An 18,327-nucleotide genomic window follows, 5' to 3' on the forward strand; every position below is an offset into this window, starting at 1 on the left:
CTTGGTTCCTGATGCGCGCGATGTATTGCCCACACCCTATAACAGCTTGGCGGTGATCTGCAGGGGGGCCCACGCAATGCAGTCAAGCAGATGTCAGGTGGACGAAGCCATCGCCGACGCCGTCAGGCTTGTTCAGAGATGTCGTCGACGCTCCGCATGCGGCTCGGCGGCATCTTGTGCCAGCGGCTCCAGGCGCGCCGCAACTGCCGGGCGGAGGCGAAGCCCGAGCGCTCGGCGACGGTTTCGATGTCGAGCCGCGAGCCGGACAGCATCTGCCCGGCAAGCGCCACCCGCATGCGGTTGACGTAGTCGATGACGCTCATGCCGGTATGCTCGTTGAACAGACGGGAGAGGTTGCGGGGACTGGCGGCAGCGATCTCCGCGAGACGATCCACCGACCAGTCGGCTGTCGGGTCTGCCGTGACCGCGTCCTGCGTGCGATGAATCGCCGGATGGATGTGATTGCGCCCTTCCAGCCAAGGCGACAGCTGCGGATCGGCGCCGCCGCGACGGAGGTAGACGACGAGGTAACGGGCGACGGACAGCGCCACCGCATGGCCGACGGTCTGCGCCACGATGTGCAGCATCAGATCGACGCCGGCGGTGATGCCGGCGCTGGTCAGGCGCTCGCCGTCCTCCACATAGAGCCGGTTCTCATGCACGCGCGCCGAGGGTGCGAGCTTCGCAAGCTCGTCGGTGCAGGCATGATGCGTGGTGCAGTCATAGCCATCGAGCAGCCCGGCACGCGCTGCAACGAGCGCGCCGGCACAGATCGAGGCGAGCCGGATGCCGGGCCGGATGGTCTTTCTCAACCAGTCGACGATGGCTTTCTCCTGCAGCGCATCCTTCTTGCGGTCGGTGGCAGTCGCTCCGAGCGCGACGTCGGCGCTGCCGGGCATCACCACCAGCGCGTCGGCGGGGAGATGCTCAGGTAACTGTTCGATGCCGGTGATGCCAAGTCCGATCGAACTGATGGCGTCGCATGCCGGCCCGACATAGGTGACGGTGAAACGCACCTCGTTCTGTTCGAGATTGGTTTTTCGCAACACCTCGATCGGACCGGCGATGTCGAGCAGCAGCACGCGCGCCGGCACCACCACGAACACCGGGATGACGCGCGCGTGCGGTGCTCTTGCGGTCATGCGGCGATCTTTTCTGCCTGTTCGGCAAGAGCCTGTTCCACCGTCGCGATCCTGGCAAAGCGGCCCGCCAGCACCAGCTCGGTGCGGGCGCGGATTTCCGCGGCGCTCCATGTGCGCCCGGCGGCATCGGTCATCGGGAACGTCAGCGTCGCTTCGCCCACGAAGTCGACGGCGTAGCCGAGATCGGACGCATGCCGCGTGGTGGTTTCGCAGCATTGCTCGGTGCGGATGCCGGAGACGATGATCTTGCGGATGCCTTGGGCGATGAGCCAGACGTCGAGGCCTGTGCCGACGAGCGCGCTGTGGCGGCGCTTCTTGAAAACTGCATCCGGCGTGATCTGCAGCGGCGCCAGTGTCGTCACGTGGCCGGAGGACGCCGAAAAGGCGCCGTTATCGGCGAGGTGAAAGACTTGAAGCACGGGAATGCCAGCCGCCTTCGCGCCATCGATCAGCGCCTGCTGGCGCTCGAGAAAGGCGGGCAGGGCGTCTTCGGTCCAGTAGTCGCGGTGGCGGAACGATTCCTGGACGTCGATGACGATGAGCGCGGTATCGGACATGGTTGTCTCCGTTGGCTGCGAGTGTGCTGCCACTTTATCCGTGCCGTCAAAGGCCGAAATGCTGGTTGCGGACGAAGAGGGGACAATTCACGCCAACCGGTCATTTCGGGCCAGCGCATGCGCTGGGCGAATTCTTGTAAGGGAAGCCATCCAGAAAACCACAATGCAGGGGGCAGTCGTCAGGCCGGTGACGAACGAGCAAGGATGGCTGCGGCGGCGCTCGCTCTTCACTCTCCCCCAGCAAAGCGAAGCTTTGCGCAGCGGGAGGGGGTGCCTTCGCGTAGCGAAGGCGGGCGAGGGCGCTTGCTGCACCACCCCCTCTCCCGGCCCGGACTTCGTCCGGGCCACCCTCTCCCGCCTGCGCAGCTTCGCTGCTTGGGGGAGAGGGGAAGAAAGTGCGGTATCGAACGGCGCCCATGATCCGGAGGTCCCGCGTCAAACCACGGCTTTTCGTCCCTCCCGCTTCGAACAGGGTTTCACCCCGTCACTTCCGCTCCGCGATGATCCGCTTGCCGTCCTCGCCGACATCGTAAAACAGTCCCGCCATGATCTGCAGTGCCTCGCGCGCGACGGAGCCGAGCAGATGCTCGTCGGGGGCGTGCTGCGAGCAGGACGGATAGGAATGCGGCACCCAGATGGTGGGCAGGCCGAGAACATCCGCGAAGACGTCGTTGGGCAGCGAGCCGCCGAGGTTCGGCAGCAGCGCCGGCTTCTTGCCTGTGGTCTCCTTGATCGAGGCCAGCGCCCAGTGCACCCAGGGATCGGTGGGGTCGAGCCGGGTGGCGGAGAAGGCTTCCTGGCGCGCCGGTTTTACGGAGACGCGCGTGAGGCCGTTGGCATCGAGCTGCGCGCGCACCGCCGGCAGAATGCCGTTCGGGTCGGTGCCGACCACGAAGCGCAACTGCATGGTCGCCTTGGCGGTGGGCGGGATGGCGTTGAGCGGCGCTTCCGGCGTGCCGGTCTTGAACGCCAGCACTTCCAGCGTATTCCAGCCGAAGATCTTTTCTTCGGAGGTGAGGCCGGGCTCGCCCCAGTTGGGATCGATGACGGGATCGCCGGGACCCTGGCCCACGGTGACGTCGGACAGAGCCGCACGTACCGCATCGGGCAAATCGGGCTTCAGGGCATCGACCAGGATTTGGCCCTTGCTGTCGACAAGGCAGGCGACGGCGTGGGCCAGCAGGGTGCCGGCATTGGCGAGCACGCCGCCCCAGTTGCCGGAGTGGTGGCCGCCGTCGCGCAGGTCGACTTCGAGTTCGAAATTCAACGCGCCGCGCGAGCCGAGAAACACCGTGGGACGCTCCGCGGTGAGGCGGGGGCCGTCTGAGCCGATCAGCACGTCGGCCTTCAAAGCCTGGCCCTCGGCCTGGGCGATGGCGCGCAATCCCGGCGAGCCGGCTTCCTCGCCCATTTCCAGGATCAGCTTGCAGTTGAAGCCGAGGCTGCCGCCGCGCGCGGCCATCACCTGTTCGAGGGCGGCGAGGTTGATGGTGTGCTGGCCCTTGTTGTCCGCGGTGCCGCGGCCGTACCAGCGGTCGCCTTCGACAGTGACCTGCCAGGGGTCGAGGCCGTCGCGCCACTGAAAGGCGTGGCCCATCACCACGTCGCCATGGCCATAGGTCAGCACCGTCGGCATGCCGTCGGCCTCGTGACGCTCGGCGATCAGGAACGGGCCGTGGCCGGCGCGAGGGTTGTCGACCACGCGGCAGACAAAACCCATGCGCTCGGCATCGGGAATGATCTGCTCGTTGAGATAGGCATGCAGCATGTCGAGGCGCGGCGTGGCGCCCTGGCTCTCGGTGGGGACGGCGACGCGGCGCGCCAGGTCGGCGCGAAACGCGCCATTGTCAAAATAGGTTGTCGCGCGGGCGACGGCATCAGAGCGGCTCATGAGAGTTGCAGTTCCTTGGGTTGAACGAGGTGGCAGGCGGCCCAGCCATCCGGCAGGGCGCGCGTGGGCGGGAAGGCGGTCTGGCAGATCTCCATAGCGGCCGGACAGCGCGGCGTGAACGGACAGCCGGGATTGCCCGCCAGCGGATTGGGCGCGATCGCGCCGATTCCGGTGTCGGGCACGCCGAGATCGGGATCGGGTGTCAGCACCGACTCCAGCAGCGCGCTTGTATAGGGATGGCGTGGTGCGGCAAACAGGCCGGCGCGGCTGCGCTGCTCGACGAGGCGGCCGAGATACATCACCGCAACGCGGTCGGCGAGATGCTCGACCACTGCGAGGTTGTGGCTGATGAAGAAGTAGGTGAGGCCCAACTCGCGCTTGAGATCCAGCAGCAGGTTGAGGATCTGCGCCTGCACGGAGACGTCGAGCGCCGAGGTCGGCTCGTCGCAGATCACCACTTCCGGCCGCATCACCAGTGCGCGTGCGATGGCGACGCGCTGGCGCTGGCCGCCGGACAATTGGCCCGGCGTGGCGTCGAGCATGCGTTTTGGAAGTCCGACCATGTCGAGCATTTCGATGACTTTTGCCCGGCGCGAGGCGCGGTCGCCGATGCCGTGCACAACCAGTGGCAGGGCGATCAACTGACCGATCGATTTTCGCGGGTTGAGCGAGGAATAGGGATCCTGAAAGATCGGCTGGATGCGCCGCGCCACCGCGACGCGGTTGCCTGCCGAGATCGGTACGCCGTCGATGAGGATCTCGCCTGATGTCGGCGGCAGCAGGCCGAGCAGCAGCTTGGCCAGCGTCGACTTGCCGGAGCCGCTCTCGCCGACGAGGGCGTAGACCTCGCCGCGCTTCACCTGCAGCGACACGTCGGCCACGGCGGTCAGCGTCGCCGCCGGGCGAAATACGCCCTGCGAGATTTCGAAGGTGCGCGTGACGTTGCGCAGTTCAAGGGCGATGTCGCTCATGCCATGGCCTCCAGCGCGGGCAGGCGAATGCAGCGCACGTCATGCTGCGGCTCCGGATGCATCAGCGGAATGTCGGCTTCGCATTCAGGCGCGGCAAATTCGCAGCGCGCGCGAAAGGCGCAGCCGTGCTGCGGGCCGATCAGGTTCGGCAGTTGCCCGGGGATGGCGCCGAGCGGGGCGCCCGGCGCGGTGCGGCCGGGGATCGGAATGCAGCTCAACAAGCCGCGCGTATAGGGATGCAACGGCGTCTTGAAGACAGGCCGCGCCGCGCCGCTCTCGACCACGTCGCCGGCATAGAGCACGGCGACCTTGTCGGCGACGCGCGCGACGACGCCGAGATCGTGGCTGATCAGGATCATAGCCATGCCGAACTCGGTCTTGAGATCGGCCAGCAGCCGAAGGATCTGCGCCTGGATGGTGACATCGAGCGCGGTGGTCGGCTCGTCGGCGATGATCAGGTCGGGGCTGCACATCAGCGCCATGGCGATCATCACGCGTTGCCGCAGCCCGCCGGAGAGCTGGTGCGGATACTGCCGCAGACGATTGGCGGCATTGGCGATACCGACCTTGTCGAGCAGTTGCAGCGCGCGGTCGCGGGCGGCTGCCTCGCTGACAGACTCATGGCAGCGCAGCGCCTCGATCAGCTGGTTGCCGATGGTGTAGGCCGGGTTCAGCGAGGTCATCGGCTCCTGAAAGATCATCGCCATGCGGTTGCCGCGCAGTTTTCGCATTTGCGGCTCCTTGATCCCCAGCAGATCGACGCCGTCGAAGCGCAGGCGTGCCGCCGTTCGCCATGCACGGCGCGGCAGCAGGTCCATCAGCGCCAGCGAGGTCAGCGATTTGCCCGAGCCGCTCTCGCCGACAATGGCCAGCGTCTCGCCGCGCTCCACCGAGAACGAGATTTTCCTGACAGCGTGCAGCGTGCCGTTGGGCGTGGCAATGTCGACTATGAGGTCATCGACTTCGAGCAGGGCCATCGGTCAGTTCCTGTTCTCGGGCGCGGTGACGTCGCGCAGCCCGTCGCCGACCAGATTGATGGCCAGCACCAGCAGCACCAGTGCGGCAGCGGGAACGCCGATCACCCAGGCGCTGAAGAACATGTATTGCTTGCCCTCGGCGATCATCAGTCCCCACGACGGTAGCGGCGGCTGCACGCCGAGGCCGAGGAATGACAGCGCCGCCTCGAGCAGGATGGCGTGGGCCATCTCCAGCGTGGCGACGACGATCAGTGCGTTGAGGATGTTGGGCAGGATTTCCGAGAACAGGATGCGCGGCGTCGAGCAGCCGATGGCGCGCGCGGCGGCGACGTAATCGGATTGCGCGATCTGCTGGGTGGCGGAGCGGGTGACCACGGCAAAGCGATCCCACAGCAGCAGGCCGAGCACGACGATGACGCCGTTCAGCGACGAGCCGACGATGGCGGCGGAGGCCAGCGCCACCAGCACCACCGGCAGCGCCAGCCGCGTGGTGACCACATAGCTCAGCACCGCATCGACCTTGCCGCCGAAATAGCCGGCGCAGACGCCGAGCAGGGTGCCGATGGTGCCGGAGATCAGCACGGTGAGCGTGCCGATCATCAGCGAAATGCGGGCGCCGTAAAGCAGGCGGCTGAGATAGTCGCGGCCGAGCTTGTCGGTGCCGAGGATGTTGTCCCAGGTGCCTTTCGCGTTCCAGATCGGGGGTCGCATGCGGCGCGCCAGATCCTGGGCATAGGGATCGTGCGGCGCGATCAGCGGCGCCGCCAGCGCCAGCACCACGATGACCAGCAGGATGACGCCGCCGATCATCAAGCCGCTGTGGCGGAAACTGCGGCGCATGAAAGCGGCTGTGGACGAGCGCTGCGGCGATGTTTCGGCCGGCAGGGATTTCGCGATGGCAGATACGTCGGTCATGCCAGCCGGATCCTTGGGTCGAGAAAGGCGTTGGCGAGATCCGCCAGGAAGGTGAGCATCACGTAGAGCAGGGCCAGGATCAGCACCACCGCCTGCACCACCGGGAAATCGTTGCGCGCAATGGCTTCCCAGGCGAGGTGGCCGAGGCCCTGCATGGAGAACACCGCCTCGACCACGATGGAGCCGCCGAGCATGAAGCCGAACTGCACGGCGGCCAGCGCCACCACGGGGATGATGGCATTGCGCAGCGCATGCTTGAAGATCACCATGCCGGGCGCCAGGCCCTTGGCGCGGGCGGTGCGGATGTAGTCGGCGGACAGCACTTCCAGCATGCCGTTGCGCGACAGCCGCATCACCGCCGGAATCGCGTACCAGCCGAGCGCCACCGAGGGCAGGATATAGCTTTGCCGGCTGGCATTGCCGGACACCGGCAGCCAGCGCAGGTTGACCGAGAACACGATGATCAGGCCGAGGCCGAGGCAGAACGTTGGCACCGCCTGGCCGATCACCGAGAAGCTTAGCGCCAGCCGGTCGATCCAGGTGCCGCTATAGACTGCGGCGAGCACGCCGAGCGGCACCGCCACAATGAGCGAGATCAGCAGCGAAATGGCGCCGAGGGTCAGCGTCACCGGGATGCGCGCGGCGACCAGCGAGACGACGCTGTCACGGAAGTAAAACGACGTGCCGAAATCGAAATGCAGGGCGCGCCACAGCCAGTCGAAATACTGCACCGGCATCGGGCGATCGAGCCCGAACTGGTGGCGGATCACCTCGACCTGCGCCGCCGAGGCTTCCGGGCCGGCGATGGTCATCGCGAGATCGCCGGACATATGGAGCAGGAGGAAGGCAACGACAGAGACCGTCACCGCCACGGAAATGGCGACGACGAACCGTTGCAAGGCAAAGCTGAGCATGGGCTCCTCGAATTTGTAGGGTGGGCAAAGGCGCTCTTGCGCCGTGCCCACCGTTCGGAGCGCTACACCGGCGTGGTGGGCACGCCCGCGTGCGCTGCGCGCTCGCGGTCTTTGCCCACCCTACGACTGCGGCTGCGCTATTTCCATTTCGCCATATAGAACCGCGGCAGCTCGTCGGGCTGGCCGGTGAATACGAGGTCGCTGGTGAAGGCGTAGTTGGCGGGATAGGAGAACATCGGCATCAGGTATTCCTTGTCGGCGATCAGCTTGAGCGCGTCGGCATAGAGTTTGACGCGCTTGTCGGTGTCCACCGTGGTGTCCGCCGTTTTCGTCAGTTTCTGCACGTCCGCGTCGCGCGACATGTCATCGGCGTCGCCCTTGAACCAGACGCCGGTGAAGGCGGAGACGTCCATCACCGAGAACGAGCCCCAGGTCTGGAAGTTGATGGCCACCTTGCCGGAGCGGTTCATCTCGCGGATCGCGGCGTATTTCATGAAGTTGAGGTTGGCCTGGATGCCGACCGCGCGCAGATAGCCGATCATGGCTTCGGCCAGTTCGCGGTCGCGATAGGCGTAGAGTTCGGTCTTGAAGCCCTGGGCGTAACCGGCTTCGGCCAGCAACGCCTTGGCCTTGGCGGGATTGTAGTCGTAGACCGGCACGCCCTTGTCGCTGCAGCCGAACTGGTCGATGAAGCAGGCCGAGTTCATCACCCGTCCGCCGCTGCCGACCAGATTGTCGAGCATGCTCTTGCGGTCGATGGCGTAGGCAATGGCCTGGCGCACGCGCACGTCCTTCAGCGGTTCGGACGCCGGCGTGCGGCCGACCGCGTCGAACTGCAGGAAGCCGACGCGCATGGTCTCCGCGGAGAGAACGGTGATGTTGGGCACCGCCGAGAGCTGCTGCGCCTGGTCCTTAGGCACCCGCCAGATCCAGTCGACGCCGCCGGTCATCAGTTCGGCGAGCCGTGTCTCTGCGTCGGGCATCACGCGGAAGATGAGCTTGCCGATCGACGGTTTGCCCAGCGGGCTGCCGTCCCAGTATTTGGTGTTCTTCTCCATGGTCACCGTCTTGCCGGCTTCCGCCGAGGTGATGCGATAGGGCCCCGAGCCGACCGGCGCCTTGGCGAAGCCGTCAATGCCAACCTTCTCGAAATAGGCCTTCGGATAGATCACCACCGGGCCGGCGAGATATTCGATGGCCGCCGGAAACGGGCCGACCAGATGGATGCGGACGCGATCGTCGCCGGTCTTCTCGGCGCTCTTGATCCAGTCGACGTTCTGCTTGGTGATGACCTTCGAATCCGGGCTGACCACATAGTTCAGCGTCCACACCACGTCGTCGGCGGTCAGCGGATCGCCGTTGTGAAACACCACGCCCTTGCGGATGGTGAGGTCGAGGGTGGTGTCGTCGACCCAGCTCCATTCCGTCGCCAGCTGCGGGCCATATTTGCCGGTCGCCGGATCGCGGTAGATGAGGTTGTCAAATACGTGCCTGCCGATGATCACGCCTTCGCGCAGGTTATTGTGATAGGGGCTGATGTTTTCCGGCTCGGAATCCGAAACGTAGGTCAGCGTGTCGTTCTTCTTGCCGGCCCAGGCGGCCGCGGGAACAGCGACGACAGCAGCCGCCGTCAGCAAAACCGCCAACCTGGAATAAAACAACTTCATCGTCACGCTCCTGATGGATCTGTCCCGGATTCTTGAACCGTCAATGACGGGTGGAAACAACTGCGCCGAGGAAAGGATGCGCCTTGGTTCCTGAGGCTGCCCGCTTCGCTGCGTCAAAGCAACGGCCACGGGCGGCGCGTCAAACGAAAGCAAGGATCGTGCCCAGTCCATGGTTTCCGGCACGGTGCAGGCGGGGACGACGTGGAGAAGCCGTCGATTTGACGCATGCCGCACTCTCGCGTTAGTCGCGGTATCATGGACCCGGACTCCTCGATCATGCGTGACCGCAGCCCGCCCGCCTGGCGCGATGACATCGATTCACTGGCGTTCCGGCCGGACGGCCATGACGGCGTCTGCATGGTGCATCGGCGCGCCTTTCGCACGCTGCTGAAGCGTGTGGCGACGGCGGACGACTGCGCGGATTTCTTCCGCCGGCATGAGGCCGCGTTCCAGGCCGCGGCGCGCGCAAAGATTGAGCGCGCCATGCTCGGGCAGGGGGCAAACCTGCACCTCACCAGCCGGGACGTGGCGCGGCAGATGACAAATTAGGGTCGCGCCCGGTTCCGAACTCGGCTAAACTGTTGGTCTATTTTGCGAGGATTCCATGCAGCAGACCCAGACAGCCTCATTTCCCACCGCGACCACCGACGCCAGTGCCGTTGTCCAGGCTGTGCTCGCCATGGTGCTCGGCCTGTTCATCGTCGGCGTGGTCGGCTTCTCGCACATCAGTGCCATCCACAACGCTGCGCATGATGTGCGCCACGCCAACGCGTTTCCCTGCCACTGATTGAGATGTCGGTTTTCCGGTCGATCGTATTTTCTGCCGCTCTGGCGGGGCTGGTGGTCGGCACTGCCATCACCGCAGCGCAAATGATCGGCACCGCGCCGCTGATACAGCAAAGCGAAGTCTACGAACGCAAGGCCGAGGCGACGCCTGCGCCGGCGCCCGCCGCGACGGGCCATCAGCATGCTGCCGGGCATGACCATGGCGCGGCCGCATGGGAACCCGCCGACGGCTTGCAGCGCAACGCCTTCACCTTCGGCGCCAACATCCTCACCGCCATCGGCTTCGGCATGCTGCTGACCGGGATCTTCGCGTTGCGCGGACGTCCGGTGGACTGGCGCGAGGGGCTGCTGTGGGGCCTCGGCGGCTTCGTGGTGTTCACCGTGGCGCCAGGCCTCGGCCTGCCGCCGGAATTGCCGGGCATGCCGGTGGCCGACCTGACGCTGCGGCAGACCTGGTGGATCGGCACCGCCTGCGCCACCGCCGCCGGCCTCGGCCTGCTGACGTTTCGCCGTGAAGCATGGGCGGCCGCGCTGGGCCTCGGCCTGATTGCGCTGCCGCATCTGATCGGCGCGCCGCAGGCCGCAGAGGCCCACAGCGACGTGCCGCATGCGCTGCTGCATAACTTCGTGGTCGCTGCGACCCTGACCAGCCTGCTGTTCTGGGCGCTGCTCGGCGTCGCCACCAGCCTCGCCTTCCGGCGGATCTCGCGCATCTAGCCACCACACCGCCGCAAGCTCGGACATTTCGCCATGCGGTTGAACTGCGGGCGTGGGTCCGCCGACTGATGTCCACGATGCCTTCAATGCCGAGGGCGCGTTTCCCCTCCATCGTGGACAGCATCATGACTCGCACGTTGAGAACGTTTGCCCTGTTTGCCGTGCTGGCGCTGGCGACGCCGGCAGTGGCGCACGACGGCCAGGTCGCGGCAATCAGGGCCACCCAGGCCGCCGCCGCCCTGCAGACCTATAACGACAACCTGCGCGACGCCGGCCGACGGCCGGACTACACATCGGTGCCCGCCGCCGATCTGCTGCGCGCCGTGTTCGACACCGACCGGCTGGCCGCACTGCCGGAGCCGACCGCGAAAGATATCGGCTGGCTGATGGACTGGGGCAACGCGGCGAGCCGCGGTTACAAGCAGATCCTGTTGTTCGGCCTGCCGCCGGGACAGAAGCCCGACGAAGCGACGATGACGCGCAATCTGGAAGCCTACGAAGGTGAGGTCGCGACCGCCATGAACTTCATGGTTCGCGTGCTGGCGCGCCAGATGGATGCAGCGGCGCTGTTCATCTCCGAACTGCCGAAGACGGAACTGACGCCGGCCCGCATCGAGGGATTCCGGATGGTGCGTTCCGGCTCCGGCGAAGTTCTCGAGGGCGCGCTGCTGACGGTGGCGCAGGGCATGAAGCCCCGCAATGCGCAACTGGTGATGGCCGCCGCCGGCGATACCCGGTCGACCTGGATCCATGGCCTGTATCCCGAGGACCGGACCAAGGTGATGCGGCTGCTGAAGGAAATCGTGAAGCGTGTCGGTGACAAGGAAGTCACAGACAGCGCCGCGGTTCTGCTCACGGCGTTCGCGACGGAAAAGTGAGCGCGCCGGTTCGAGCGACGCAGGCTCAGTCGGCGATTGTGTCGCCCTTCTTCTCGATGAGGTGGATTATAGCCTCGATGCGCACGCCGCGCCCCACCGCCTTGATCATGTCGTAGATGGTCAGGCACGCCACCGACGCCGCGGTAAGCGCTTTCATAAGGAGGCGCGCCCCCCGATGCCGGAGACAGACTGACAACGTCGCCGAAGTCGGAGGATGTGATGATACGTTTGATCGTGATGGCAGCATTGCTGCTGGGCGGCGCAGCCGTCGCCGAGGCCCGACCCGTCGCCGCCGCGCGCCCTGACAGCACGCAGCAAGGCCCGGCCGTTGCCGCTGCTGCGAAAAAGTCCGCGGAGGCCCTTCAGGCCTATCTTGAGCGCGTGGAGAAAGCGGGAAGGCGGCCGGACTACACGTCGCCGCCCGCATCCGACCTTTGGCAGGCGCTGTTCGATGTCGACCGGCTGGCGGCCCTGCCGCCGTTTGCGGCTGGGGACGTTGAATGGCTCTCGACATGGGGCGAAGCCGCCAACTACACCATCATTCGGGTGATGTGGTTCGGTGTGCAGAGCAAGTCGTCCGTCGATGAAGCGGCGTTCCGGCGCAACGTGATGGACTACGAGGATCAGTACGCGGCGGCGACCAATTTCCTGATCCGCATCGCGGCGCGGCAGAGCGCGGCGCTGATGCAGCAGATGGAGCAACTCGCGCCGGAGCAGCGCACGGCGACCTGGATGGAGGGGTTTGAACTGAGCCGCATCGGCGCCGGCGAGATGGTCCGCGGCCTGCTGATCTCGGTCGCCCAGGGCATGAAACCGGCCAATGCGCGGATGATGACGGCGGCACTGAAGGACACGCGCGAGATCTGGTCCGGCTATCTGTCGGCGGAGCAGCGGGCCGAGGCGTTGAGCATCATCGAACAGGCGGCGTATTTCCGCGACGAGCAGGTGAAGGGCAACATCGCCAGCTTCGCGACCGCCATCCGCACAGCGATCTAGTGCGAGATGAAGCAGGCTGAGACGTTGCGCAAGTTAAAGTCGCGACGGACGTCACCGAACTCGCGACGGCGCGTTTAGTCCGTATCGGCGATGGTGTCGCCGACGAGATAATGTCCGGACTTGCCGCCCTTCTTCTCGACGAGGTGGATGGCCTCGATGCGCACGCCGCGCTCCACCGCCTTGATCATGTCGTAGATGGTCAGGCACGCCACCGACACCGCGGTGAGCGCTTCCATCTCGACACCGGTCGGGCCGGTGGTCTTCACCGACGCGCGAACGCGACAGCCCGGCAGCTTCCTGTCCGGCGTAATGTCGACGGTCACCTTGGACAGCGCCAGCGGATGGCACAGCGGAATGAGATCGGCGGTGCGCTTCGCCGCCATGATGCCGGCGATCCGCGCGGTGCCCAGCACGTCGCCCTTCTTGGCGTTGCCGGAGACGATCAGCTCCAGCGTCGCCTTGGTCATGACGACGAGGCCTTCGGCCACCGCAATGCGTTCGGTGGCCGGTTTCGCCGACACGTCGACCATGCGCGCCTCGCCGGCGGAATCGATGTGGGTGAGGGCGGGGGTATTCTTCGCGGTCTTGGGTTTCTTGCCGGCCATGATCAGAGTCCTGCTGTGGTGCACGAAAACCGCGGCGCTCGCGGTTCACCCTCCCCTGGAGGGGGAGGGTCGGAGCGAACGATGCGCAGCATCGTTGGCTCCGGGGTGGGGTGAAATCGTCGCGTGTGGCGCTGTCGTCGATCGCTCGCCGGCCCTGTCACCCCACCCCGATCGCTGCGCAATCGACCCTCCCCCTCAAGGGGAGGGTAAGCAAGCAGCGCGCTGCCCGTTGGGCCCACGACCTTACGCCGCGCGCTTCAACAGCGCCCTGGTCGCTGCTGCGACGTCGCTCTGGCGCATCAGGCTTTCGCCGACCAGGAAGGTGGAGATGCCGACGCGCGCGAGGCGGGCGCAATCCTCGGGCGTGAACACGCCGCTTTCGCCGACCATCAGCCGGTCCTTCGGAATCATCGGCGCCAGCAGCTCGCTGGTGGCGAGCGAGGTCTCGAAGGTGCGCAGGTTGCGGTTGTTGACGCCGATCATCGGCGACCGCAGGTTCAGCGCGCGCTCAAGCTCCTTCTGGTCGTGCACTTCCAGCAGCACGTCCATGCCGTGGTCGATGGCGGCGTCCTCGATGTCGCGTGCCGTGGCATCGTCGAGCGCAGCCATGATGATCAGGATGCAGTCGGCGCCGTGGGCGCGGGCTTCCACCACCTGATAGGTGTCGAACATGAAATCCTTGCGCAGCACCGGCAGCTTCACGGCATCGCGGGCGGCGACCATGAAATCCAGGTGGCCCTGGAACGACGGCGTATCGGTCAGCACCGAGAGGCAGGCGGCGCCACCGAGCTCGTAGGCTTTTGCCAGAGCCGGTGGATCGAAGTCGGCGCGGATCAGACCCTTGGACGGCGAGGCCTTCTTGATCTCGGCGATCAGCGCGTAGTTGCCCTTGTCGAGCTGCGCATAGAGCGCGGTCATGAAGCCGCGCGGCGGCGAAGCGGCTTTGGCCCGTGCGTCGATCTCGGCGAGCGGATGCGCGCGCTTCGCTGCCGCGATCTCCTCGCGCTTATAGGCCTCGATCTTGGTCAGGATGTCGGACACGAATATTCCTTCACGCTCAGGCGTTGGAGACGGTGACCAGGTGCTTCATCTTCTGCAGCGCCGCGCCGCTGTCGAGCGACTTCTGCCCGAGCGCGACGCCTTCCTTGAGGTCCTTGGCCTTGCCGGCGACGATCAGCGCCGCCGCGGCGTTCAGCAATGCGACATCGCGGAACGCGCCCGGCTTGCCGTCGAGCACGCTTTGCAGCGCCACCGCATTGGCCTGGGCATCGCCGCCCTTCAGCGCGTCGCCATGGGCGCGGGGCAGGCCGGCTTCTTCGGGGGTCACCTCGAAGGTGCGGATGTTGCCGTTTTCCAGCGCCGCCACGAAGGTCGGGCCGGTCAGCGTGATCTCGTCGAGGCCGTCGGAGCCGTGCACCACCCAGGCGCTTTCGGAGCCGAGGTTCTTCAGCACCTGCGCCAAAGGCTGCACCCATTGCCGCGAGAACACGCCAACCATCTGCCGGGTGACGCCGGCGGGATTGGACAGCGGCCCGAGCAGGTTGAAGATGGTGCGGGTGGCCAGTTCGACCCGGGTCGGGCCGACGTTCTTCATGGCCGGATGATGGGTCGGCGCAAACATGAAGCCGATGCCGGTTTGCTGGATGCAGCGGCCGACCTGCTCAGGCGTGATGTCGATCTTGATGCCCAGCGCGGCCAGCACGTCGGCGGCGCCGGATTTCGACGACAGCGCGCGGTTGCCATGCTTGGCCACCGGCACGCCGGCCCCCGCGACGATGAACGACGCGCAGGTGGAGACATTGACCGAGCCGGAGCCGTCGCCGCCGGTGCCGACCACGTCGACCGCGCCGGCGGGGGCGGTCACGGTCAGCATCTTGCTGCGCATCGCCGACACCGCGCCGGTGATCTCGTCGACAGTCTCGCCGCGTACCCGCAGCGCCATCAGCAGCCCGCCCATCTGGGACGGGGTGGCCTCGCCCGACATCATGCTGTCGAACGCAGCGGATGATTCATCGCGCGACAGCGTGGCGCCGGTGGCGACCTTGCCGATGATTGCCCTGAGATTATCCATCACATGCTTTCAGAATGGTGCGGGACCCTCATGGTGAGGAGCGCGCCAACGGCGCGCGTCTCGAACCATGAGCTGGAACGCCATCCTTCGAGACGCGGCCTTGGGTGGAGCAATTGCTTCATCCAAGGCCGCTCCTCAGGATGAGGCAGTGTATGTCTCGCGATCCGAGACTTATTTCAAGCTTCAGTTCGTGTTGGTGCCCGCACCCGTGGCAAGCGCGAAGGCTTCCTGGTTGATGCGGGTGCCGATCTCGGATTCGATCTTGCCGACATACTGCGCCACCTGCTCGTCGGTGAGGCCGCGCTGCAGGGTCTCCTTCAGCTTCTTGGCTTCGTCCGAGGCCATGTCGAGCGCCGGCGCCGTTATGTCGGTGACCCGGTAGACGATCCATTCGGCGGAGCTGGCGCCCTGGGCGCTGCCGGCGGCATCCTTGGCGCTGCGGAACGCGGCCTCGACCACGCCGCCCGACAGGCCGGGCACGGTGGCGTCGCGCTTGAACGGCGCCGAGGTCTCCAGTTTGACGCCGGCTGCCGCCGCCACGTCGGCGAATTTTGCGGCAGGACCGAGCTTCTCGACCAGCTCCGCGGCCTTGCTGCGCAGCCGGCCGGCGATCTGGTCGTCGCGCCAGCGCGCCACCACCTGGTCCTTGACCTCGTCGAGAGTGCGATCGTGCGACGGGGTTACGCCGAGCACATCGAACCAGACATAGCCGCCGCCGACCTGCAGCGCGTCGTTGTCGACGCCGACATTGCTGGCAAAGGCCTGCGATACGAGGTCGGTGCCGACCGGGAGGCCGGCCACCGGCTGGCCGTCCGGGGTGCGGCCGGATCGGTCGACCGCTTCGACGGTCACCGCGGTCAGGCCGAGTTTCTTGGCGGCTTCGATCACGCTTGAACCGCCGCCGCGCTCGTCTTCCATCTTGTTGTGCATGTCGGCGACCGCGGCGCGGGCCCGCTCGATGGCGAGGTCGCGCTTCACGGTGGCGGCGACGCTGTCATAGCTCGGCTCCGTGCCGGGCTGGATCTTGCCGACCTTCACCAGCACAGTGCCGAAGCGGCCCTGCACGGGCTCGCTGATGCTGTCCGGCGCCAGCGCGAACGCCGCATCGGCCACGGTGGGATCGATGATGCCGGCCTTGGCCACCATGCCGAGATCGAGATCGGCCGGCGTCATGCCGCGTTCCTTGGCAAGGTCCTCGAAGGTGAAGGTCGGGCTCAATTTGGCGCGGGCGGCCTGCGCCTCGGCGAGCGACGGAAACACCATCTGCGAGAGCTGGCGCTGCTCGGGCGTCGACATCCGGGCCTTGCTGGACTCGAACGCCTTTTTGGCGTCGTCGTCGGAGACCACCGACCACTTGGCCATTTCCTCGGGGGTCATCACCACGAAGGCGATCTTGCGGTATTCGGGCGCACGGAACTGGGTCTTGCGATCCTCGAAATAGGCCGCCAGCGCCTCGGGCGAGGGCGCCTCGACGGTACCAGCCTGGGCGGTGTCGAGCTTGACGTATTCGATGGTGCGCTGCTCGTTCTGGAACCGGGACAGCGCCTCCAGCATCGTTTTCGGCGGTTCGGCGCCGCCTGTTACGGTGCCGGCGATCTGCCGGCGCAACGAGACCTTGCGCTGCTCGGCGATGTAGCGCTGCTCGGTGTAGCCGAGCGAGCGGATCAACTGCTGGAAGCGGGCGCCGTCGAAGGCCCCGGTGGAGCCCTTGAAGTTCGGGTCGGCAGTGATCTGGCGCATCACCTCGGCATCGGACACGCCAAGCCCCTTGCGGCGGGCGTCCTCGTCGAGCGCAGCTTCGGCGATCACCTGCTGCAGTACCTGGCGGTCGAGGCCGAAGGCGCGGGCCTGCTCCGAGGTCAGGGGGCGGCCGAACTGCCGGCCGATCTGCTGCAGCTTGTCGGTATAAAGCTGGCGGAACTGTTCGGTGGAGATTTCGGTGCTGCCGATCTTGGCCAGCGAGGACTGGCCATAGCCCTTGAAGATGTCGGCGATTCCCCACACCGCGAAGCTGAGGATCAGCACGCCCATCACGACGCTCATAATGGTCTTGCCGAGCCAGTTGGTTGAGGCTTTGCGTATTCCTCGAAGCATGGGGTCATCTTATTTGTCAGGAGGGGACCGGCTCGCACCTGCAGCGGAATCCGCAAAAGGGCGTCGCCAAGTTGGAGATGCACCATAAAGTGGCCGTCGCCCGCTCGCAACCGCGCCGCGGTGGACGGATTGAAGCGGACTGGCTGCCCGAATGGCGGCAAATGGAACTTTTTGACCGCCGCGGCCTTCTTCCGGCGCAGGCCTGTCGGTCGCCGGGGAGCTTAGATGCAGACGATATTGCGATCGGGATTGCTGTTTCTGGGCCTAGCGCTGGCCGGCCCGGCCCTGGCGCAGGCGCCAGCCCCCGCCAACAATGCGACCGCGCCGCTGCCGGGCGCCAACAGCTTTGCCGAGCCGCAGGCCCGCAAGCTCATCGAATCGCGCGGCTTTTCCGACGTATCGCCGCTGGTGAACGACAGTCAGGGTGTCTGGCGCGGTACTGCCAGGAACGGCACGGTGAAGGTGCGCATCAGCGTCGATTACAAGGGCAACGTCTCGGCCAATCCGGAATGACACAAGCCCCGATCCAAGGATTGATCCGATGAGCAAGGTCACAATTTCACGGCTGTTCGACGACTTCGCGGCGGCCCAGCAGGCGGCCGCCAATCTGCGCGATGCCGGGGTCGATGAGGCCGACATCAGCCTGATCGCCAACAATGCCGACAAATGGTACGCGCCGGACTACGCCGCGGGGGCCGGCAAGGGCGCGGCCATCGGCGCCGGCTTTGGCGGCTTTGGCGGTTTGCTCGCCGGCCTCGGCCTGCTGGCGATCCCCGGCCTCGGCCCGGTGGTGGCGGTGGGCTGGCTGGCGGCAGCCGCGGCCGGCGCTGCGGCGGTCGGCGCCGCCGGCGGCGTGATCGGCATGATCGCGGAAGCCGGCGTGGCCGTGAACGATGCCGAGGTCTACGCCGAGAGCATCCGTCGTGGCGGCAGCCTGGTCAGTGCCCGGGTTGCCGCGGCCGACAAGGAAAGGCTGGAGGCCATCCTGCATCCGTCCTCGGTGGACATCGTCAAGCGCCGGGAAGCCCTGACCTCCGCCGGCTGGACCCGGTTCGATCCCGCTGCGCCGGATTTCACCGCCGACGAGATCAGGCATGAGCGCGGCCTGCGCGGTGCCACCTGACGTCCCTTGAGCGCCATCCGCTG

General features: G+C 66.4%; 19 protein-coding genes and 1 pseudogene. 7 read left to right on the forward strand and 13 right to left on the reverse strand.

The genetic code is table 11. From position 1 onward, the window contains the following. Nucleotides 1-122 precede the first annotated feature (122 nt). The 8 genes from ACUXVA_RS20105 to ACUXVA_RS20140 all read right to left on the reverse strand — a co-directional run bounded on the left by ACUXVA_RS20105 (nt 123) and on the right by ACUXVA_RS20140 (nt 9,034). Nucleotides 123-1,142: a GlxA family transcriptional regulator gene (locus tag ACUXVA_RS20105; RefSeq protein WP_265078736.1), complete on the reverse strand. Its 1,020-nt coding sequence runs from the start codon at nt 1,140-1,142 to the stop codon at nt 123-125. Then, nucleotides 1,139-1,699 carry an isochorismatase family protein gene (locus ACUXVA_RS20110; protein WP_445487717.1) on the reverse strand — a complete coding sequence of 187 codons (561 nt, stop codon included), beginning with the start codon at nt 1,697-1,699 and terminating at the stop codon, nt 1,139-1,141. Before ACUXVA_RS20110 ends, ACUXVA_RS20105 begins: the two co-directional genes overlap by 4 nt. A gap of 484 nt (nt 1,700-2,183) precedes the next feature. Further along, nucleotides 2,184-3,590: a M20 family metallopeptidase gene (locus tag ACUXVA_RS20115; RefSeq protein WP_265078734.1), complete on the reverse strand. Its 1,407-nt coding sequence runs from the start codon at nt 3,588-3,590 to the stop codon at nt 2,184-2,186. Continuing rightward, a complete protein-coding gene (locus ACUXVA_RS20120; RefSeq protein ID WP_265078733.1) occupies nt 3,587-4,561 on the reverse strand; it encodes an ABC transporter ATP-binding protein in 975 nt (324 codons plus the stop codon). Before ACUXVA_RS20120 ends, ACUXVA_RS20115 begins: the two co-directional genes overlap by 4 nt. Then, nucleotides 4,558-5,538, reverse strand: coding sequence for an ABC transporter ATP-binding protein (locus ACUXVA_RS20125; protein ID WP_265078732.1), 981 nt, complete (start codon nt 5,536-5,538; stop codon nt 4,558-4,560). Before ACUXVA_RS20125 ends, ACUXVA_RS20120 begins: the two co-directional genes overlap by 4 nt. A gap of 3 nt (nt 5,539-5,541) precedes the next feature. Continuing rightward, on the reverse strand, nt 5,542-6,453 hold the full coding sequence (locus ACUXVA_RS20130; RefSeq protein WP_413776368.1) for an ABC transporter permease: 912 nt from the start codon (nt 6,451-6,453) through the stop codon (nt 5,542-5,544). Further along, the gene (locus ACUXVA_RS20135) at nt 6,450-7,367 is read right to left on the reverse strand and encodes an ABC transporter permease (protein ID WP_445487721.1); all 918 of its coding nucleotides are present in this window, start codon (nt 7,365-7,367) and stop codon (nt 6,450-6,452) included. Before ACUXVA_RS20135 ends, ACUXVA_RS20130 begins: the two co-directional genes overlap by 4 nt. Nucleotides 7,368-7,504: 137 nt before the next feature. Next, nucleotides 7,505-9,034 carry an ABC transporter substrate-binding protein gene (locus tag ACUXVA_RS20140; protein ID WP_445487723.1) on the reverse strand — a complete coding sequence of 510 codons (1,530 nt, stop codon included), beginning with the start codon at nt 9,032-9,034 and terminating at the stop codon, nt 7,505-7,507. A 276-nt stretch (nt 9,035-9,310) separates the two neighbouring features. Here ACUXVA_RS20140 and ACUXVA_RS20145 point away from each other — a divergent pair, with 276 nt between their 5' ends. From ACUXVA_RS20145 to ACUXVA_RS20160, 4 genes are all read left to right on the forward strand, one after another. Continuing rightward, nucleotides 9,311-9,583: a hypothetical protein gene (locus tag ACUXVA_RS20145; protein ID WP_265078730.1), complete on the forward strand. Its 273-nt coding sequence runs from the start codon at nt 9,311-9,313 to the stop codon at nt 9,581-9,583. A 55-nt stretch (nt 9,584-9,638) separates the two neighbouring features. Further along, nucleotides 9,639-9,821, forward strand: coding sequence for a CbtB-domain containing protein (locus ACUXVA_RS20150; RefSeq protein ID WP_265078729.1), 183 nt, complete (start codon nt 9,639-9,641; stop codon nt 9,819-9,821). Between the two features lie 5 nt (nt 9,822-9,826). Further along, nucleotides 9,827-10,537 (forward strand): CbtA family protein, encoded by a 711-nt coding sequence (locus ACUXVA_RS20155; RefSeq protein ID WP_265078728.1) that lies wholly within the window; start codon nt 9,827-9,829, stop codon nt 10,535-10,537. Between the two features lie 125 nt (nt 10,538-10,662). Continuing rightward, nucleotides 10,663-11,415 carry a hypothetical protein gene (locus tag ACUXVA_RS20160; RefSeq protein ID WP_445487726.1) on the forward strand — a complete coding sequence of 251 codons (753 nt, stop codon included), beginning with the start codon at nt 10,663-10,665 and terminating at the stop codon, nt 11,413-11,415. Between the two features lie 25 nt (nt 11,416-11,440). Here ACUXVA_RS20160 and ACUXVA_RS20165 read toward each other — a convergent pair. Further along, a pseudogene (locus ACUXVA_RS20165) lies at nt 11,441-11,572 on the reverse strand (cyclic pyranopterin monophosphate synthase MoaC); the annotation flags it as partial. Nucleotides 11,573-11,661: 89 nt separating this feature from the next. Here ACUXVA_RS20165 and ACUXVA_RS20170 point away from each other — a divergent pair. Continuing rightward, entirely contained in the window at nt 11,662-12,411 is a 750-nt protein-coding gene (locus tag ACUXVA_RS20170; protein ID WP_265078726.1) for a hypothetical protein, read from the forward strand. Between the two features lie 74 nt (nt 12,412-12,485). Here the strand turns inward: ACUXVA_RS20170 and moaC are convergent, their stop codons facing one another. The 4 genes from moaC to ACUXVA_RS20190 form a co-directional block, all read right to left on the reverse strand. Continuing rightward, complete coding sequence (moaC, locus tag ACUXVA_RS20175; protein WP_265078725.1) at nt 12,486-13,016, reverse strand: cyclic pyranopterin monophosphate synthase MoaC; 531 nt, start codon at nt 13,014-13,016, stop codon at nt 12,486-12,488. A 243-nt stretch (nt 13,017-13,259) separates the two neighbouring features. Beyond that, complete coding sequence (gene trpC / locus ACUXVA_RS20180; RefSeq protein ID WP_445487728.1) at nt 13,260-14,057, reverse strand: indole-3-glycerol phosphate synthase TrpC; 798 nt, start codon at nt 14,055-14,057, stop codon at nt 13,260-13,262. A 16-nt stretch (nt 14,058-14,073) separates the two neighbouring features. Continuing rightward, nucleotides 14,074-15,087, reverse strand: a complete 1,014-nt coding sequence (trpD, locus tag ACUXVA_RS20185) for an anthranilate phosphoribosyltransferase (protein WP_265078723.1) — start codon at nt 15,085-15,087, stop codon at nt 14,074-14,076. Between the two features lie 183 nt (nt 15,088-15,270). After that, a complete protein-coding gene (locus tag ACUXVA_RS20190) occupies nt 15,271-17,181 on the reverse strand; it encodes a SurA N-terminal domain-containing protein (RefSeq protein WP_445487731.1) in 1,911 nt (636 codons plus the stop codon). 225 nt (nt 17,182-17,406) lie between these two features. Here ACUXVA_RS20190 and ACUXVA_RS20195 point away from each other — a divergent pair, with 225 nt between their 5' ends. Both ACUXVA_RS20195 and ACUXVA_RS20200 read left to right on the forward strand, forming a co-directional pair. Further along, a complete protein-coding gene (locus ACUXVA_RS20195; protein WP_265078722.1) occupies nt 17,407-17,694 on the forward strand; it encodes a hypothetical protein in 288 nt (95 codons plus the stop codon). 28 nt (nt 17,695-17,722) lie between these two features. Beyond that, a complete protein-coding gene (locus ACUXVA_RS20200) occupies nt 17,723-18,304 on the forward strand; it encodes a hypothetical protein (RefSeq protein WP_265078721.1) in 582 nt (193 codons plus the stop codon). Nucleotides 18,305-18,327 lie beyond the last annotated feature (23 nt).

Source organism: Rhodopseudomonas sp. RCAM05734 (assembly GCF_052658035.1).